This is a genomic window from Rhodopseudomonas sp. AAP120, assembly GCF_001295845.1.
GTDB lineage: Bacteria > Pseudomonadota > Alphaproteobacteria > Rhizobiales > Xanthobacteraceae > Rhodopseudomonas.
Genome location: NZ_LJIC01000191.1, coordinates 1 through 16,655, shown reverse-complemented (window position 1 = coordinate 16,655; position 16,655 = coordinate 1). Strand labels below are relative to the sequence as shown.

The window sequence follows — 16,655 nt, the reverse complement described above, 5'->3', positions numbered from 1 at the left end:
TTGACGGCCGCGACCTTGAGGCCGCCGCGCAGGCGGTTGACGACGAGGGTGGCGAGCGCTTCGCCTTCGACGTCTTCGGCGACGATCAGCAGCGGCTTGCCGGTCTGGACGACGGCTTCGAGCAGCGGCAGCAGCTCGTTGAGCGACGACAGCTTCTTCTCGTTGATCAGGATGTAGGCGTCATCCATTTCAACGCGCATCTTGTCGGCGTTGGTGACGAAGTAGGGCGAGATGTAGCCGCGGTCGAACTGCATGCCCTCGACGACGTCGAGTTCGGTCTCGAGCGACTTGGCTTCCTCGACGGTGATGACACCCTCGTTGCCGACCTTCTTCATCGCGTCGGCGAGGAACTTGCCGATCTCCGAGTCGCCGTTGGCCGAGATGGTGCCGACCTGGGCGATCTCGTCGTTCGAGGTGACCTTCTTGGAGTTCTTGACGAGGTCGGCGACGACGGCTTCCACCGCCAGGTCGATACCACGCTTCAGATCCATCGGGTTCATGCCGGCGGCGACGGCCTTGGCGCCTTCGCGCACGATCGCCTGGGCCAGCACGGTCGCGGTGGTGGTGCCGTCACCGGCGGCGTCGGCCGACTTCGAGGCCACTTCGCGCACCATCTGGGCGCCCATGTTCTCGAACTTGTCGTCGAGTTCGATGTCCTTGGCGACGGTGACGCCGTCCTTGGTGATGCGCGGCGCGCCGAACGACTTGTCGAGGACGACGTTGCGGCCCTTCGGACCCAGCGTGACCTTCACGGCATTGGCGAGAATGTCCACGCCGCGCAGCATGCGGTCGCGGGCGTCGACGCCGAATTTGACTTCTTTAGCGGACATAAGAGGTTTCCCTTGGGTTGGATCGTTTCGACCTCATCCTGAGGAGCGGACCGCAGGTCCGCGTCTCGAAGGATGAGCGGTGTTAGCTTGTGGAGCTCACCCTTCGAGACGCGCCTTGCAGGCGCTCCTCAGGGTGAGGGACCTCCAAAGGCTCAGGCCGCCTTCTTCTTGGCGCCGGCGTCGGTGATGACGCCCATGATGTCGCTTTCCTTCATGATCAGCAGCTCTTTGCCGTCGATCTTGACCTCGGTGCCCGACCACTTGCCGAACAGCACCCGGTCGCCGACCTTGAGGTCGATCGGGATCAGCTTGCCGGCTTCGTCGCGGCCACCCGGGCCGACGGCGACGATCTCGCCCTGCGAGGGCTTCTCCTTGGCCGAGTCAGGAATGATGATACCGCCTGCGGTCTTCTCTTCGGCGTCGATGCGCTTGACCACGACGCGGTCGTGAAGCGGACGGAAATTCATGCAAGTCCTCCTAAGTTTCTGAAGTGTTTTCAGAATTTCTGGAATTAGCAGTCGCGCCCGACGAGTGCCAGCACGACGCTGAGGAGATAATCCAGCGCTTTCGGAGAGACAAGGGTGGGTAGCAGAAAAATTGGCACTCGGGTGAAACTTCTGCCAATTCCGCGGACGAGGATTAACGGGACGCGGGCCGGAGCCGCGGTGAGGCTGGCTTGCGGCTGTTAGCACTTTCTGTAAGTCGCTGCTAACGCTTGTGTTTTCAACATAACGTTAAACTTTTAGGCTTGAGATCGGGGACATCGTCGCGTCACATTTGAACCGCGGCCCGGTCGGAGGTGGAAACTCCGGATCCGGCCAGGCCGAAAGGAAGCTGTAGGGCCATCGATACGCAAGCCGGACGACCACTTTTGCTGAATGCGCTCTACCCAGGAGGTTGGCATGGACGGAAAAGGTGCGGTTTCTGACGACTTCAGGAAGCAGGTGCTCGGCTACGGTCTGACCACGGCGGAGATTCTCTACCGCCGGCCCGACCGCCACTGGCTGCTGCAGAGCTACACCTGGCAGAATTACGACATGTACCCGCACTTCCCGGCCCTGAAGGACTTCCTGGCGTTCTGGGAAAAGGAGCTCGAAGGCCCGCTGTTCTCGGTCACCGTGGCGCATTCCAAGCTGATCAAGCCGGCCGAGCTGCGCGCCGTCGACGGGGTGTTTCGGCTGCATTGAGCTGCGGGCAATGGCTTCGTCACGCGCGCGAATCTAGACCAGTGAGTGCGTGACGGGGACACGCCGCCACATCAGCCTGTTGCGACCTGTCGCCAACTGAATCGCCCGGGTTCGGCGCTCGGCGTCGAAGCGGCTGGGCCCGTCGTGTGAAGGACTGGACGCGATGACGGGCGGTCGTCCTCACGTCATTCGCTGCGCGGCGCCGCGTCCGCCGTTGGCTGCAGAGCCGGCGGGATGAGGGACGGCGCTGGTGCTTGCGGTTCGAAATCCGACCACGCGCGGGTGTCGCGCTGGTAGCGGCAGACGTGCTTGGTCATGTGGGTCTGTTCGATCCAGCGCCGCGCGGCGTCATCGTAATCCGTGTCGGGATCGGCCAGCTGCCAGCCGGGTGGCGACCATCCGGAATTGCCATTGATGGTCGGCAGGCCGACGCGCAGCGATATCCACATCGCATCGAACTCGCGAACGCCGTAACCCTGGTCGTCCCGGGCGTCGACCAGGAACGCCTCGCATCGCGCCGGCGGGGGCGTCACCGCTGCCAGCCGGTCCAGTTCGGCGCGGCGCGGCAGCGAGCCGTCGCGCAGATTGAGCTGTTCGAGCAGGCAGAAGGCCACGATCAGCGAGGTCACGGCGACCCGAGCGCCGGCGCGCTGCGGCCAGACAGCCGGCCATGCGTGCTGCAGCAGGACAGCCAGCCCGGTCACGACCCACGGCTGGTGCAGTTCATCCCCACGGCCGTGCTGGTGTTCGTCGCCGGCCATGCGGTCGATCATTTCGACCGCAAGCGGGTGGTGCAACTCTGCCAGATTGTGGAAGGGTTGACCGCGCTGTTCCTCGCAGCCGGCACGTTCGGCGGCTGGCTGACGGTGACGCAGATCTTCGTGGCGATGACCGTGGTGGGCATCGCCACTTCGTTTGAAAGCCCGGCGGTCGCGGCGCTGCTGCCCTCTGTGGTGCCCGAAGGGACGCTGCAGCGCGCGACCGCAACCTCGACCGGCGTGGCGCAGCTCGCGATGATCACCGGCCCGGCGATCGGCGGTTTCGCCTATGCGGTGTCGCCGACGCTGCCTTATGCGATCATGGCGGCGTTCTGGCTTGCCGGCAGCCTGCTGATCCCGCTGGTCGACGTCGCTCGCGCCGCGCCGAAGGAGCCGACAGCGGAAGTCGACGACCTCTATTCCGGGCTGCGCTTCGTCCGTTCCAATCCCGCAATCCTCGGCACCATCTCGCTCGATCTGTTCGCGGTGCTGCTCGGTGGCGCCACCGCGCTGCTGCCGATCTATGCGCGCGACATCCTGCACACCGGGCCGTGCGGGCTCGGCGTGCTGCGCGCCGCGCCGGCGATCGGCGCGCTGGCGATGACGGTTCTGCTGGCGCGCCACGCCATCACCAGCCGGGTCGGGCTGCGGATGTTTCAGGCCGTCATCGTGTTCGGCATCGCCACCATCGTGTTCGCATTGTCGTGGTGGCTGTGGCTGTCGGTGGCGGCACTGGTGATCATGGGCGCGGCCGACACCGTCAGCGTGGTGATCCGGTTCTCGCTGGTGCAACTGGCCACGCCGGACAATATGCGGGGCCGGGTCGGCGCGGTGAACTTCCTGTTCATCAACGCGTCCAATCAGCTCGGCCAGTTCGAGAGCGGTGTGACAGCTGCCTTGTTCGGCGCGATGCCGGCGGCGGTAATCGGCGGTATCGGCACTGTGGCGGTGGCGCTGCTGTGGATGAAGCTGTTTCCGTCGCTGCGCAGGATCGAGCGGCTCGAATAAGCCGGCCATCACCGCGTTGACATGACGATTGTGCTACACAGGCCGACGCGGCGCAGAACGCCGGCGAACGGCATGATCGGATGAGCGGCCACCACATCATTGCGACTTACCACGTCACCAGTGACGCGACGCGGATTTCCGATCGCGCCTTGGCGCTTGCGATCGAGCAGAGCGTCGAATGCCCGCTCGAGGCGATCGGCGATCCATGGGTGCGAGATGCCATCCTGGCGCGGGTCTCGCTGATCGATCAGATCGCAGAGCGCCGCTACGCGGTGCGTATCCTGCTTGCGGCCGCGACCGCGCCGCCCGAGCCGGGGCAACTGCTCAACATGCTGTTCGGCAATGCCTCGATCCAGCCGGATGTCGAGCTGGTCGATGTCAAGCTGCCGCGAACGTACGCCGCTGCGTTCGGCGGGCCGCGGCTGGGCATTGCCGGGATTCGGGACGCAACGGGCGCGCAGGGCCGCGCCCTGACGGCGTCTGCGCTGAAGCCGCAGGGGCTGTCGTCCGACGCGCTGGCAGCGATCGGCGGCCGGTTGGCGCGCGGCGGCGTCGATCTGATCAAGGATGATCACGGCCTCGCCGATCAGGCCTACAGCCCATTCGTCGACCGGATCCGAGCGGTCGGCCGCGCCGTGCGCGACGCTAATGATGCCAGCGGGCGGCGGACGTTGTATGCGCCGCACGTCTCCGGTTCGCTCGACACGATGAGGCGGCAGCTGGACCTGATCCGGTCCGAGGGCATCGAAGCGCTGATGCTGATCCCGATGATCGTCGGGTTGTCGAACTTCCATGCGCTGGTGCGCGAGGCGGAGGGGCTGGTGGTGCTGGCGCATCCGGCGATGTCCGGCGCGACACGAATCGCGCCGCCATTGCTGCTCGGCAAGCTGTTCCGGCTGCTCGGCGCCGACGCCACGGTGTTTCCGCATTCGGGCGGCCGCTTCGCCTACACACCGGAGACCTGCCGGGCATTGGCAGAGGCCGCGCGACAACCCTGGGACGGGATGAAGCCATGCCTGCCGGTGCCGGCCGGCGGCGTCACGATCGACCGTGTCGCGGAGCTGTTGTCGTTTTATGATCAGGACGTGATGCTGCTGATCGGCGGCAGCCTGCTCGCGGCGGGTGAGCGGCTGACCGAGCAGGCGGCACTGTTCACCGCGGAGGTTGCGCAACATGGCGGATGACCACACGCCCCCGGATTCTGCCAGCACGTCCGGCGAACGTCCCGGCGTGCGCGCTCAGACGTCGCCCGGTCGTTGGGAGGGCGTTCCCGTCATGCCCTACAAGCAGACGCTGGACGCGCCGTTTCGCGATGTGACGCGGCAACTGCTGTTCGCCGATCCGAATCTCGGCTGCGAATGGCGTTACTTCGAGGTGGACGAAGGCGGTTACTCGACGCTGGAGCGGCACGCCCACGTTCATGCGGTGATGATCCATCGCGGCAAGGGACAGTGCCTCGTCGGCACGGCGATCAGCGAGGTCGGACCGGGCGATCTCGTCTTCATTCCGCCGATGACCTGGCATCAATTCCGCGCCAACCGCGGTGACTGTCTCGGCTTTCTCTGCGTGGTGAACGCGGTGCGTGACCGGCCGCAACTGCCGGCGCCCGAGGATCTTGCCGCTTTGCGCAGCGACGCTGCCGTGGCGGGATTCATTCGCATCGGCAAAGAGCACGCGTAATCGCGACGGTGTCTCAATGCCGCCAGCCGCGGCGTCCGGCGAGGCTGGTACGCCGATCGCGCAAAATCAGGGTCTTTCATTGCGAGCCGTCAGCAATCGTCAGACACAATTAGCAACATGTTAATGAGTCGGGGCATACCCATAATGATCCTATGAGGAGGCCGGGTCATGCGCATCGGTTACCCCGCTTCGCACCAGTCTGATCTCGCGGCGCTTCAGCTTCTACGCGCGGCTTCGTCCGCCAAGGCCGGCCGCGGCGGCAGCAATGCGCCGTCATCCACCGGGTTCACGGCGCCGACTTCGTCTTCGCTGCAGACCTATTCGGCCTCGGGCACGTTAACCGGAAGCTCTGGGACGGTTGCGCTGCTCAAGACGATGGCGGCTTCGGGCACCTTCGCCAACGCGGCGCGTGGCGTCGTCGACGATCAGGTCCGCGCGCTGGTGCGTGACGGCAAGATCGCGCAGCTGCCGCCGCCGAAGGACTTCGATCCGTCGGGGCTGAGCGAGGCGGAGCAAAACATCTATCACGTGGTGGAAGGGCTCCAGAGCCTGTACGACGCCCAGCCGAAGTCCCTCGACGACGCGCTCGCCAGCCACGTGAAGGTCGTGGTCGACAGCTATCCCGAGATGATCGCGCGGATGAAGGATGGCCTCGCCAGCGGCACGCTGCCGGAAAGCGACGGCTGGAAAGAGGTCATCGCCAAGTCCGAGGCCGAATTGGAGGCCGCGCAGCAGGGCAGGATGAAGATCACCGGCATCGATGATCCGAACCTGGTGCATACCACCAACGAATTCACCGTCGCGTTCGACGGCATCGGCTGGAGCGGCCGCGGGACCTCCACCAAGGCCAACATCCCGGCGCTGCAGCAACTCACCGGCACCACGAACGTGCTGCCGGGTGGCGGTCCCTACACCGGCAGCTATGTGATTTCCTGGTAACGGCCGGACGTTGCGCCGCGCGCAGCGCAACGCGGTGTCACCTCGGTGGATCAGGCGAGGTCGAGTGGGCCGTGATCGTCGCAATGACCGCCGTGCGGATGGTGCAGGCGACCGTTCACCAGATAATCGACGTGATCGCCGTGCGGCACCGCTTCGTGGCCGCAGCCGGGGCCGTGAGTGTGGCCGGCGCAAGCATTGTCGGGCGTGCACTGGGCCGGATTGGTGCTGTCGACGGCGATGACGTGTTCGTCGACATGGTCACCGTGCATATGATGCAGATGGCCGTCGTGCAGATAGTCGACGTGGCCGTCGTGCTTTACGGCCGTGTGGCCGCAGCTCGGGCCGTGCTTGTGGTCGTGGTTGGCGTGATGCGGCTGGGTGCAGGCGCTCATGATGGTCCTCCGGCGATGCGAGGCGCTCATCATCCGCGCCACGCGGCGCCGGGCAATCGAATAATTTGCGGCCTCGGCATCGACCGGGGCGAACCGGCCGATCGATGCGAGCATTGGTTGCGCAAGCGGAGTGATGACGCGGCTGGTCAGCCGGTGCGCGCTCAGCCGCGGCCGACGAACGGCATCTTGGTGGCCATCACGGTCATGAACAAAACGTTGGCGTCGAGCGGCAGGCCGGCCATGTAGGCGACCGCATCGCCCACTGCTTTGGCGTCCATGCGCGGTTCGGCGATAGTGCGGCCGTCGGGCTGCGACACGCCTTGCACCATGCGATCCGTCATCGGCGTCGCAGCGTTGCCGATGTCTATCTGGCCAACCGCGATGTCGTAGGCGCGGCCGTCCAGATTGCTGGCCTTGGTGAGGCCGGTGATCGCGTGTTTGGTCGAGGTGTAGGCGGACGAGAACGGGCGCGGCGCGTGCGCCGAGATCGAGCCGTTGTTGATGATGCGACCGCCGCGCGGGCTCTGGTCTTTCATGATGCGGAAGGCGTGCTGCGTGCACAGGAACGGCGCGGTCAGGTTGGTGTCGACCACGGTCTGCCACTGCTGCAGCGACAGCTCCTCGAACGGCACCGGCGGCGCGCCCATGCCGGCGTTGTTGAACAGGAGATCGAGCCGGCCGTAGGTCGCCACCGTCTTGTCGAACAGCGCTGCGATCGAGGCGGGGTCGGCCATGTCGGCCTGCACCGGAAGGCTCTGGCCGACGCCTTCGCCGAGCTTCTGCGTCTCCTGCAGCAGTTCGAGCCGGCGGCCGGCGAGCACGACGGTGAAGCCGGCCTGCATCAGCGCCAGCGAGGCGGCTCGGCCGACGCCGGTCCCCGCGCCGGTGACGATTGCGATCTTGGTGGCGGACATGGACGGCTCCCCGAAAGTGTTCTGTCGTTGTGATGAGGAGGGGATCGTAGAGCCTGTCCGCCGTCGCAACAAGCCGACGCGATCAGCGTTCGACAACGGCTTCCGGGACCGCGCGGCGATCGTCGGCAGCGGGCTTCGTCTGACGACTCTTCGCGCGGCCGCGATAGGTCTGCACCGCGTGCCAGACTCGGTCCGACTGCAGCGCCGCCTTTCCCAGCAGCGTGCGGCCGCCGACGAAAGATGCCAGCGTCACCTGCTGATTGGCAAAGCGATATTTGTAGTCCTCGTCACCACACAGGAAATCGATGCTGGTGGCGCCGTGATCGATCGCCCAGCGGATGTAATCGAACAGCAGGATGTAGCCGGGCGAGCTGCGCTCGAACGCGGCGTCGTAGGTCGTGACATAGGCCATCATGGTGTCGTGCTGCACGAAGTTGATGGTCATGGCGACGATCACGCCGTCGCGCTCCAGCACGAAGACGTGGAGTAGATCCTTGTCGGCCAGCACGCGCGCCAGCGCCTGCAGCATCGGCGAGCCTTCGTCGAACAGCTGCGCGACCAGGCCGTTGCGCGCGCACCAGGCGCGCTTCAGTTCGGCGCAGCGCTGCAGCGCCGGCCCGAGTTGTTCGTCGGGCTCCAGGCGGCGGAATGCGACGTTGGCGCCTTCGGACAGGTTCTTGAGCGCCCGGCGATAATTGCGCCGCGCATTGCCCGATTGCGAGTCGAACCAGGCCTGACCGTTGGCCCAAGGACCGACGACGCGCAGGCTGGTGGCCTGCCGATGGTGGCGCTGCAGGGCAAGACGGCTGCCGGTCGCGCGGCGGGTCAGCGTTGTCGCAGCCGCGGTCGGCAGCAGATGGCCGAGATAGGCGGCATCGAAGCCCCCCTGCGCGCAGGCGTAGTTCCACATCCGCTCGACCAGGGACGGATCGGCACCCGGGCGCAGCAGCACGTCGCAATAGTCGGAGTAATCCTTGGCGGCCCATTCGAGCACGCGGATGCCGTGCAGCCGGCAGGTCGCGAGCGGCATCACCGCGTCGAGCTCATCGCCGCGCCAGGCGAGTACGATCACCAGCGCGCGCCGCTGCTGATCGGGGACGGCGCCCCACCACGCCGCGACCCAGGCGTGGCTTTGGAAAACCAAAGCGCCCGATCGCTCCCACAGCGTTTCCCAGGCGGTGCCGATCTGTTGCAGACGCCCGGGCGTCCGCACGATCTCCAGCCGTTCGCCGTCCGCCGTTGCGCCGGACCTGCTCGTCATTCCTCGTCCCTCGTGTTGCTCGCGCACCTGCAAGCGCTGCGCGCCGCATCGATCGCGGGCAACCTAACATTGAGGTCCGGTCGTTTGAATTTGCGGCACCATGGAACAGCAGACAGAGTTAACCACGGCCAGGGCGATTTCCGCTGCGTTGCCAGCAATTTGGAGGGTTCCGAAACAGCGGCGCCAGCGTCCACCTTGCGACTCTTCAGCGCGGCGGCTGTCGCGGGGCGCTCGCTTCAGCGTCACTCAGCTGACGTTGCTCGCTCCGGCGGGATCGGCGGAGAGCGGGCGGGTCATGTAGCTGGCGTCTGTTCCGTAGCTCGCGAGTTTGCGTGTGAGGGCGGACGAATCTCTTGAGGCAAACTTGTGGCGGCGCCAGAACGGTACGGTTCCACCGACTGCCACCAGAGAGACGTTGTCGGCGATGGTCGCCGCATGAGGCAGCAGTGTCGCCAGCACGGCGTCCGTCGCGCCGCTGCCGCGCGCTCGTGGCAGCAGCGCGATGTCGTGGATGTAATAGGTCGAAGCCGGCGAGGGGACGGCGCCGAGTAGCGCATTCAGCGCCGGCGGTTCGCCGAGTCGCCAGGGATGGCTGATGATGTAGCCGGCGAGGCCGGCGTCGCTGCTGTCGGTGGCGCCGAGGACGTAGCAGCCCTGCGGATGCAGCGCGAGCCGTTCGGCGAACACCGCGGCGTCTTCCGGGTAGTCCACATGCACGGCGGCCGCGATGGCGTTCACTGCGGCGAGGTCGGCGGCGGTCATCGGACGCCAGTGCAGGGTGGCGGTGGTGGTGTCAACGATGGTCATAAAAATGCTACGGCGGCGATGGGCGAATTCACCGCCTCTCGTTCGTCATTCCGGGATGCGCCCGTAGGGCGCAGGCCCGGAATCCATATCCCCTGGCGCATCCTAGTGAGCACAGCGGGAGAGGCCGTCGTGCCGTCGAGGGCCCAGGGGTTATGGATTCCGGGTTCGCGCTGCGCGCGCCCCGGAATGACGGGGGGATGTGGGTGCTGGGAGACACGCGCCATCGCGGCGAACTACTTCACGTCCTTGTAGGGCGGCCGCGGGATGTTCTTGTGGGCGGCGCGCAGGGCGGCGGACCAGCGCGAGCGGAGGTCGTGGAAATACGGCTCGCCGGCTTCGATGCGATGATTGAGGTCGGCGTCGCAGACGTCGGTGCGCACCACCAGCACGTCGATCGGCAGCCCGACGCCCAGATTGGAGCGCATCGTCGAATCCATCGAGATCAGACTGGTCTTCAGGGCCTCGTAGAGCTCGACGTCGTAAGTAATCGCCCGGTCGAGCACCGGCTTGCCGTATTTGTGCTCGCCGATCTGCAGATACGGCGTGTCGATGGTGCATTCGATGAAGTTGCCGGCCGGGTAGATCATGAACAGGCGCATCCGTTCGCCCTTGATCTGGCCGCCGAACAGGAACGACACTTCGTAGTTGATGTCTTCGGCCTTGAGCGCCTGCGCCTCGGTGGCGTTGACGTGGCGGATAGCGCGGCCGATGAGTTGCGCCGCCTGGAACATGGTCGGCGCCTCGATCAGCGTCTCGCGCGTGCCGGTCTCGGGATCCTCGAGGCCTTCGGTCAAAGTCGACAGCACCGACTGGCTGATCGACAGATTGCCGGCGCTGGCAATCGCCACGATTCGGTCGCCGGGACGGTTGAAGACGTGCAGCTTGCGGAAGGTCGAGATGTTGTCGAGCCCGGCATTGGTCCGCGTGTCGGCCACCATCACCAGGCCGTCCTGGACCAGCACTCCGCAGCAGTAAGTCATCTCGTCCTCGGCACGTCTGTCGATGAGGGGAAGCCGGCGGCGCGTCGATGCCCGCGGCGGTGCCGGAAGACTAGAGCATTTCGCCGCGCAGGGGAAACCGGCCACGCTCCGCAATTGTGCGCAACTGCTTGCGGCGATTGCCGCAGGTGTCGGTTCGATGACGCTATTGCGACTGTGACTGCGTTTGCGAATGCCGGCCGCCGGCCTGATCGACCTTGACGGCAACGGTCAGCGTTTCGAGGCCGCCGCCGTAGCGCGTGCCGCGCACCGGAGCCGCGCCGAGATAGTCGAGGCCGATGGCGATGCGGGCGTGGGCGTCGGTGGAGCAGATGCCGTTGGCGGGATCGAAGCCGACCCACCCCAGCGCCGGCACGTAGGCTTCCACCCACGCATGGCCGGCCTGCTGATGCACCTGGCCGTCGGCGCGCAGGAAGTGACCCGACACGAAACGCGCCGGCACGCCGCCGGAGCGGGCGCAGGCGATGAACACATGCGCGTAGTCCTGGCAGACGCCGCGCCGCAGCGTGAAGGCTTCGGCCGCCGTCGTGCCGGAATGGGTCGGATCGTCGTCGAACGTCATGTGATCGTTGAGGCGCGTCATCAGCGCGTGCAGGAAGCTGATGACGTCGCCTTCGGCGCCGCCGATCTCGCGGGTGAAGGCGGCGATCGCCGGGCTCGGCTCGGTCAGGTCGGTGGAGCGCAAGAACAGCTGCGGCGGAAACCGCTCGTCGGTGCCGCGCATGATGCCGCCGGTGTCGGTGGTCTCGATCAGACCCTCGGCGGTGATGGTGAGGTCTTCGGTGGTGCCGATCGTCAGCACATGGGTGATGTTGCCGAACGCGTCGTGGTGCATGTCGAGCTTGGCGTCGGACGACACGTCGATCTGCCAGTCGGCGACGTATTGGCCGTCATGGCTGCCGGGCGTCATCCGCAGCACCTGGATCACGCCGGAGGCGGCGGGCTCGTAGCGATAGGTCGTGGTGTGGGAAATTCGCAGGCGCATGGGTCGGCATTTCCGGATCGTCGGGCGCAAGGCGCGCGGACTATATCAGCTACGGAGGCGGGGGCTTTGCTGGAATTGCCGGCGGGCCCGCATTTTTCAGGTGCGCATCGACCGGCCCGCGGAAAGCGGGCCGGGGGCCGCGCTCAGATCAGATACTGCTTGGCGATGATCTCGCCGAGGCGGCTGTTGTCGGCCAGGAACTCCTGGATGAATTCGTGCACGCCGCGCTGGAAGATATCTTCCATGTCGGAATGCTCGAGCCGGTTGCGGATGCCGCGGGCATGGCGCTGCGCCGGGCCCTGGCGGCCATAGGCGACGCCGATCTGGTCGAGATTGCGGACGAGATCGCCGTAGCACGAGGCTAGCGAGCGCGGCAGGCTGTCGTTGAGGATCAGGAGGTCGGCGATCAGCCACGGCTTCAGCGTCTGCCGGTACACCCAGTGATAGGCGGTCTGCGCCGAGACCGAGCGCAGGATCGACGACCACTGATAGTAATCGAGCGGGCCGCCGACATGTTCCTCTTCGGGCAGCAGCAGATGATATTTGACGTCGAGAATGCGCGCGGTGTTGTCGGCGCGCTCGAGATGCACGCCGAGCCGCGAGAACCAATAGGCGTCGTTGCGCAGCATGGTGCGATAGGCCGAGCCGTCGAACCGCAGCGAGGCTTCCTGCACGAAACGCAGGAAGCCGTCGAGCTGCTCGCGGGTCTTGGCACCCTTGCTCCAGGTCTCCTGCAGTTCGATCCAGGTGCTGTTGATGGTCGCCCACATCTCGCCGGTCAGCGCGGTTCGCACCGAGCGCGCGTTCAGCCGCGCCGCTTCGATGCAGGCGCGGATCGACGACGGATTGGTCGAGGCGAACGCCAGATATTCGACGACGTTGGCCTCGTTGGCCTCCTCGTAGTGATTGTAGAAGCTGGCGGCGACGCCTGCGGTGAGCAGCGCCGAGTCCCACTCGTTGCCCTGGCCCGCATAGGTGTTCGGCAGAGCGGTGACACGCAGCGTCGCCTCGATCGTCCGCGCCAGATACTCCGCGCGTTCGACGTAGCGGGCGAGCCAGAACAGATTTTCAGCGGTGCGGGAGAGCATGGAGCGAACTCGGCGACAGCGTTCTCCCTGCCCCCTTGCGGGGGAGGGGCGGGGTGGGGGGTGACACGAGGTGAGGCTCCCGTTGTGGACCCCCACCCCCGACCCCTCCCCGCAAGGGCGAGGGGAGCAGGGTCGTTCGTCGATACATGCACTGTCCCTCATGGTGAGGAGCCCGCCGGGACGGCGGGCGTCTCGAACCATGAGGTGCGTGGCGCGCATCCTTCGAGACGCGCGCCGATGGCGCGCTCCTCAGGATGAGGGCGTTGCGCGTGGATGGAGCGGAGGCGGAACTACTCATCCAAGATCCACGTGTCCTTGGTGCCGCCGCCCTGGCTGGAGTTGACCACCAGCGAGCCCTCCTTCAGTGCGACGCGGGTCAGGCCGCCGGGCACGATGGTGACGCGGTCGCGGCCGGTGAGCACGAAGGGGCGGAGGTCGACGTGGCGCGGGGCGAGGCCGGCTTCGGTGCAGGTCGGGCAGGTCGACAGCGCCAGCGTCGGCTGGGCGATGAAGCCTTCCGGCTCGCGCTTCAGCTTGTCGCGGAACGCCTCGATCGTCGCCTTGGTGGCGGCCGGGCCGATCAGCATGCCGTAGCCGCCCGAACCGTGCACTTCCTTGACGACCAGTTCGCCGAGATGGTCGAGCACATAGGCCAGATCGGCCGGCTCGCGGCAGCGCCAGGTCGGGACGTTCTTCAGGATCGGCTCCTCGCCGAGATAGAACTTCACGATCTCCGGCATGTAGCTGTACACCGCCTTGTCGTCGGCGATGCCGGTGCCGACCGCATTGGCGAGCGTGACGTTGCCGGCCCGATAGGCCGACATCAGGCCCGGCACGCCGAGCGCCGAGTCCGGGCGGAAGGTGAGCGGATCGAGGAAGTCGTCGTCGACCCGGCGATAGATCACGTCGACCCGCTTGAGCCCCTCGGTGGTGCGCATGAACACCTCGTCGTTCTTGACGACGAGATCGCGGCCCTCGACCAGTTCGACGCCGAGCTTATCGGCCAGAAACGAGTGCTCGTAATAGGCGGAATTGTAGACGCCCGGCGTCATCAGCGCGACGGTCGGTTCCGACGACGAATGCGCCGGCGCGACCGAGCGCAGCGCGGTCAACAGTTCGTCCGGATAGCGTTCGACCGGGGCGATGCGGTGGCGGGCGAACAGGTCCGGAAACAGCCGCATCATCACTTCGCGGTTTTCCAGCATGTAGGACACGCCGGACGGCGTCCGGGCATTGTCCTCCAGCACGTAGAAGTCTTCGTCGTCGACCCGGACGAGGTCGATGCCGGCGATGTGGACATAGACGTCGTGCGGCACTGCCTGGCCGTTCATCTCCGGCCGGAACACCGGATTCTGAAAGATCAGATCGTGCGGGATGATGTCGGCGCGCAGGATGTCGCGGCCATGATAGATGTCCCGCAGGAACATATTGATGGCACGCACCCGCTGCTTCAGCCCGAGTTCCATTCGGGCCCATTCGGTGCCGGACAGGATGCGCGGGATGACGTCGAACGGGATCAGCCGCTCCTGGGCCTCAGCGTCGCCATAGACCGCGAAGGTGATGCCGATCCGCCGGAACAGCATCTCGGCTTCCTGGCGACGATGGGCGAGGGCCTCAGGCGGCGTTTCGGCAAGCCAGCGGGATAATTCCTCATAGGCCCGGCGAGGCTCGCCACCCGGGCCGTTCATTTCGTCGAACGCAACTGCCATATCGCCAAACTGATTCCAAAGCTGTTTGCACGAGAGTGCAGCACGGAACACGATGGTAGCAAGGGCCGGGCCAGCACGATATGCAGGGAGTGGACCGATTTCTGCGATCGGTTCAGGATGTTGCCCGAAAAACGGGCGGCGCGCCGCCCAATCAAGTGTCAGCGTGCGCGATCAGACGGCTGAACATCAGCCGGGAGGGACAAGGGACGTCATGAGCGACATCGTCACGGCGGGTATTCTGGTGATCGGCGACGAGATCCTGTCCGGCCGCACCAAGGACAAGAACATCGGGTTCATCGCCGAATACCTCACAAACATCGCTATCGACCTGCGCGAGGTGCGCGTCGTCGCGGACGACGAGGACGCGATCATCGAGGCGCTCGACGCGCTGCGCAGCCGCTACGCCTACGTGTTCACGACCGGCGGCATCGGGCCGACCCATGACGACATCACCGCGGACTGCGTCGCAAAGGCGTTCGGCGTTGCGATCGGCTATCACCCGGAGGTGGTAGCCCGGTTCCGCGAGCGGTTCTCGGAAGCCGAGCTCAACGAGGCGCGGCTGCGAATGGCGCGCATCCCGGACGGCGCCGAACTGATCCAGAGCGCCACCATCATCGCGCCGGGCTTCAAGATCGGCAATGTCATCGTGATGGCCGGCGTGCCGTCGATCATGCAGGCGATGATGGACATCGTCGCGCCGAAATTGAAGTCCGGAGTGAAGATGCTGTCGGAATCGGTCAAGGCCGATGCGCGCGAGGGCGATATCGGCGGCCCGCTGCGGGCGATCGCCGCCGCGCATCCGGACACGATGATCGGCAGCTACCCGTTCCTCGACGAGGAGCGCAAGCCGAATACCAACCTGGTGGTGCGGTCCCGCGACCCGGACAAGCTCCAGCAGGCGATGACTGCGGTGACACAGATGCTGGCGGAGCTGCACAACAACAAGAACAACTAAGCCGCCAGCGCAACCCGGGAGGGGGCGGTGGACAGGGACTCGGTGTTCTGGAAGATCGCGGACGGGCGGATGCCGCCGCCGGCTTGCGCCAAGACGCTCGGCATGACGTTCCGGCGGGTGGATCTCGCCGGCTGCATCGAAGTGGCGTTCGAAGCGACGCCGGCGTTTCTCAATCTGGCGGGCCATGTCCAGGGCGGCTTCCTGGCGGCAATGCTGGACGACACCATGGGGCCGGCGCTGGTCGCTACGCTCGACGCCGGCGAATTCGCCCCGACCGTCAATCTCGCCGTGCAATTCCACCGTCCCGCCAAGGTCGGACCGTTGAAAGGCATCGGCCGCGTGCTATTGCGAGGCCGTGAGGTGTGCCAGCTCAGCGGCGAATTGCTGCAGCAAGAGCGGGTGGTCGCCACCGGGACCGCGACGGCGGTGATTCGCAGGATGGGAGCAGACACATGGTCAGCGGTGGAGAAGCCGGCATAGCGGAGCGGCGGCCGTTCCCGGTGTCGTGGGATCAGTTTCACCGCGACTGCCGGGCGCTGACCTGGCGGCTTAACGAAGTCGGCCCGTTTCATGCCGTGATCGCCATCACCCGCGGCGGCCTGGTGCCGGCCGCGATCGTGGCGCGCGAACTCGGCCTGCGGGTGATCGACACCATCTGCGTCGCCAGCTATGCCCACGACAAGCAGGGCGACCTGCAGGTGCTGAAGGGCGTTTCCGAACAGACCGCCGCGCTCGGCGGCGGCACCGGCAAGGGCCTCTTGATCGTCGACGACCTGGTCGACACCGGCAAGACCGGCCGCATGGTGCGCGAGCTCCTGCCCGACGCCCATTTCGCCACCGTCTACGCCAAGCCCAAGGGCAAGCCGCTGGTCGACACCTTCATCACCGAAGTCTCGCAGGACACCTGGATCTTCTTCCCCTGGGACACCGGCCTATCCTTCCAGCCGCCGCTGAAGGATGGGGCGGCGTAGGGGGCAATGACTCCGTCATTGCGAGGAGCGCAGCGACGAAGCAATCCAACGCCGAGCACGAAGCTGGATTGCTTCGTCGGCTTCGCCTCCTCGCAATGACGCGGAGAGGGCATCGCAGCCTAACCTCTCCCCGCGCGCGGGGAGAGGTCGGATTGCGTAGCAATCCGGGTGAG

19 protein-coding genes are annotated in these 16,655 nt (G+C 66.1%); 8 read left to right on the top strand and 11 right to left on the bottom strand.

All coding sequences use genetic code 11. The features are described from left to right. On the bottom strand, positions 1-830 hold an 830-nt coding region (gene groEL, locus IP86_RS25530; protein ID WP_156332622.1), incomplete at its 3' end, for a chaperonin GroEL. A gap of 152 nt (positions 831-982) precedes the next feature. Further along, the gene (locus tag IP86_RS25525; RefSeq protein WP_054165250.1) at positions 983-1,297 is read right to left on the bottom strand and encodes a co-chaperone GroES; all 315 of its coding nucleotides are present in this window, start codon (positions 1,295-1,297) and stop codon (positions 983-985) included. A gap of 435 nt (positions 1,298-1,732) precedes the next feature. On the opposite strand from IP86_RS25525, the gene IP86_RS25520 reads away from it, so the two are divergent. Then, the gene (locus IP86_RS25520) at positions 1,733-2,017 is read left to right on the top strand and encodes an usg protein (RefSeq protein ID WP_156332621.1); all 285 of its coding nucleotides are present in this window, start codon (positions 1,733-1,735) and stop codon (positions 2,015-2,017) included. Between the two features lie 185 nt (positions 2,018-2,202). Here the strand turns inward: IP86_RS25520 and IP86_RS29540 are convergent, their stop codons facing one another. Beyond that, the gene (locus tag IP86_RS29540; RefSeq protein ID WP_245290736.1) at positions 2,203-2,778 is read right to left on the bottom strand and encodes a hypothetical protein; all 576 of its coding nucleotides are present in this window, start codon (positions 2,776-2,778) and stop codon (positions 2,203-2,205) included. Here IP86_RS29540 and IP86_RS25510 point away from each other — a divergent pair. The 4 genes from IP86_RS25510 (at position 2,734) to IP86_RS25495 (ending at position 6,402) form a co-directional block, all read left to right on the top strand. Beyond that, positions 2,734-3,783, top strand: a complete 1,050-nt coding sequence (locus IP86_RS25510) for an MFS transporter (RefSeq protein WP_502694018.1) — start codon at positions 2,734-2,736, stop codon at positions 3,781-3,783. The genes IP86_RS29540 and IP86_RS25510 overlap by 45 nt on opposite strands. 80 nt (positions 3,784-3,863) lie before the next feature. Next, entirely contained in the window at positions 3,864-4,967 is a 1,104-nt protein-coding gene (locus IP86_RS25505) for a RuBisCO large subunit C-terminal-like domain-containing protein (RefSeq protein WP_054165247.1), read from the top strand. Beyond that, positions 4,957-5,463, top strand: a complete 507-nt coding sequence (locus IP86_RS25500; RefSeq protein ID WP_054165246.1) for a cupin domain-containing protein — start codon at positions 4,957-4,959, stop codon at positions 5,461-5,463. Before IP86_RS25505 ends, IP86_RS25500 begins: the two co-directional genes overlap by 11 nt. Before the next feature lie 168 nt (positions 5,464-5,631). Then, positions 5,632-6,402: a hypothetical protein gene (locus IP86_RS25495; protein WP_054165245.1), complete on the top strand. Its 771-nt coding sequence runs from the start codon at positions 5,632-5,634 to the stop codon at positions 6,400-6,402. A 50-nt stretch (positions 6,403-6,452) separates the two neighbouring features. On the opposite strand, the gene IP86_RS25490 is transcribed toward IP86_RS25495, so the two are convergent. The 8 genes from IP86_RS25490 to IP86_RS25455 form a co-directional block, all read right to left on the bottom strand. Further along, on the bottom strand, positions 6,453-6,794 hold the full coding sequence (locus IP86_RS25490; protein ID WP_054165251.1) for a hypothetical protein: 342 nt from the start codon (positions 6,792-6,794) through the stop codon (positions 6,453-6,455). Between the two features lie 161 nt (positions 6,795-6,955). Continuing rightward, the gene (locus IP86_RS25485; RefSeq protein ID WP_054165244.1) at positions 6,956-7,708 is read right to left on the bottom strand and encodes an SDR family oxidoreductase; all 753 of its coding nucleotides are present in this window, start codon (positions 7,706-7,708) and stop codon (positions 6,956-6,958) included. Positions 7,709-7,790: 82 nt separating this feature from the next. Then, positions 7,791-8,969, bottom strand: coding sequence for a GNAT family N-acetyltransferase (locus IP86_RS25480; protein ID WP_054165243.1), 1,179 nt, complete (start codon positions 8,967-8,969; stop codon positions 7,791-7,793). A 246-nt stretch (positions 8,970-9,215) separates the two neighbouring features. Then, positions 9,216-9,776, bottom strand: a complete 561-nt coding sequence (locus IP86_RS25475) for a hypothetical protein (protein WP_054165242.1) — start codon at positions 9,774-9,776, stop codon at positions 9,216-9,218. A gap of 233 nt (positions 9,777-10,009) precedes the next feature. Beyond that, the gene (locus tag IP86_RS25470) at positions 10,010-10,756 is read right to left on the bottom strand and encodes a proteasome-type protease (protein WP_054165241.1); all 747 of its coding nucleotides are present in this window, start codon (positions 10,754-10,756) and stop codon (positions 10,010-10,012) included. Between the two features lie 163 nt (positions 10,757-10,919). Beyond that, complete coding sequence (locus tag IP86_RS25465; RefSeq protein WP_054165240.1) at positions 10,920-11,759, bottom strand: transglutaminase family protein; 840 nt, start codon at positions 11,757-11,759, stop codon at positions 10,920-10,922. A gap of 143 nt (positions 11,760-11,902) precedes the next feature. Further along, on the bottom strand, positions 11,903-12,847 hold the full coding sequence (locus IP86_RS25460) for an alpha-E domain-containing protein (RefSeq protein ID WP_054165239.1): 945 nt from the start codon (positions 12,845-12,847) through the stop codon (positions 11,903-11,905). Positions 12,848-13,137: 290 nt separating this feature from the next. Further along, complete coding sequence (locus IP86_RS25455; protein ID WP_054165238.1) at positions 13,138-14,556, bottom strand: circularly permuted type 2 ATP-grasp protein; 1,419 nt, start codon at positions 14,554-14,556, stop codon at positions 13,138-13,140. Positions 14,557-14,767: 211 nt separating this feature from the next. Here IP86_RS25455 and IP86_RS25450 point away from each other — a divergent pair, with 211 nt between their 5' ends. From IP86_RS25450 to gpt, 3 genes are read left to right on the top strand one after another with little or no spacing between them, the layout of a single operon-like run. Further along, positions 14,768-15,511, top strand: a complete 744-nt coding sequence (locus tag IP86_RS25450) for a competence/damage-inducible protein A (protein ID WP_054165237.1) — start codon at positions 14,768-14,770, stop codon at positions 15,509-15,511. Positions 15,512-15,538: 27 nt separating this feature from the next. Next, a complete protein-coding gene (locus tag IP86_RS25445) occupies positions 15,539-15,991 on the top strand; it encodes a PaaI family thioesterase (RefSeq protein ID WP_054165236.1) in 453 nt (150 codons plus the stop codon). Next, entirely contained in the window at positions 15,964-16,482 is a 519-nt protein-coding gene (gpt, locus tag IP86_RS25440) for a xanthine phosphoribosyltransferase (protein WP_054165235.1), read from the top strand. The genes IP86_RS25445 and gpt overlap by 28 nt, the downstream gene beginning before the upstream one ends. Positions 16,483-16,655: the final 173 nt, after the last annotated feature.

What these genes read in the sequence shown, in the direction of transcription:
- IP86_RS25460 (WP_054165239.1), bottom strand. Translation starts at nt 12,847, where the DNA reads ATGCTCTCCCGCACCGCTGAAAATCTGTTCTGGCTCGCCCGCTACGTC.
- IP86_RS25485 (WP_054165244.1), bottom strand. Translation starts at nt 7,708, where the DNA reads ATGTCCGCCACCAAGATCGCAATCGTCACCGGCGCGGGGACCGGCGTC.
- IP86_RS29540 (WP_245290736.1), bottom strand. Translation starts at nt 2,778, where the DNA reads ATGGCCGGCGACGAACACCAGCACGGCCGTGGGGATGAACTGCACCAG.
- gpt (WP_054165235.1), top strand. Translation starts at nt 15,964, where the DNA reads ATGGTCAGCGGTGGAGAAGCCGGCATAGCGGAGCGGCGGCCGTTCCCG.
- IP86_RS25455 (WP_054165238.1), bottom strand. Translation starts at nt 14,556, where the DNA reads ATGGCAGTTGCGTTCGACGAAATGAACGGCCCGGGTGGCGAGCCTCGC.
- IP86_RS25520 (WP_156332621.1), top strand. Translation starts at nt 1,733, where the DNA reads ATGGACGGAAAAGGTGCGGTTTCTGACGACTTCAGGAAGCAGGTGCTC.
- IP86_RS25480 (WP_054165243.1), bottom strand. Translation starts at nt 8,969, where the DNA reads ATGACGAGCAGGTCCGGCGCAACGGCGGACGGCGAACGGCTGGAGATC.
- IP86_RS25470 (WP_054165241.1), bottom strand. Translation starts at nt 10,756, where the DNA reads ATGACTTACTGCTGCGGAGTGCTGGTCCAGGACGGCCTGGTGATGGTG.
- IP86_RS25505 (WP_054165247.1), top strand. Translation starts at nt 3,864, where the DNA reads ATGAGCGGCCACCACATCATTGCGACTTACCACGTCACCAGTGACGCG.
- IP86_RS25475 (WP_054165242.1), bottom strand. Translation starts at nt 9,776, where the DNA reads ATGACCATCGTTGACACCACCACCGCCACCCTGCACTGGCGTCCGATG.
- IP86_RS25500 (WP_054165246.1), top strand. Translation starts at nt 4,957, where the DNA reads ATGGCGGATGACCACACGCCCCCGGATTCTGCCAGCACGTCCGGCGAA.
- IP86_RS25495 (WP_054165245.1), top strand. Translation starts at nt 5,632, where the DNA reads ATGCGCATCGGTTACCCCGCTTCGCACCAGTCTGATCTCGCGGCGCTT.
- IP86_RS25525 (WP_054165250.1), bottom strand. Translation starts at nt 1,297, where the DNA reads ATGAATTTCCGTCCGCTTCACGACCGCGTCGTGGTCAAGCGCATCGAC.
- IP86_RS25450 (WP_054165237.1), top strand. Translation starts at nt 14,768, where the DNA reads ATGAGCGACATCGTCACGGCGGGTATTCTGGTGATCGGCGACGAGATC.
- IP86_RS25490 (WP_054165251.1), bottom strand. Translation starts at nt 6,794, where the DNA reads ATGAGCGCCTGCACCCAGCCGCATCACGCCAACCACGACCACAAGCAC.
- IP86_RS25465 (WP_054165240.1), bottom strand. Translation starts at nt 11,759, where the DNA reads ATGCGCCTGCGAATTTCCCACACCACGACCTATCGCTACGAGCCCGCC.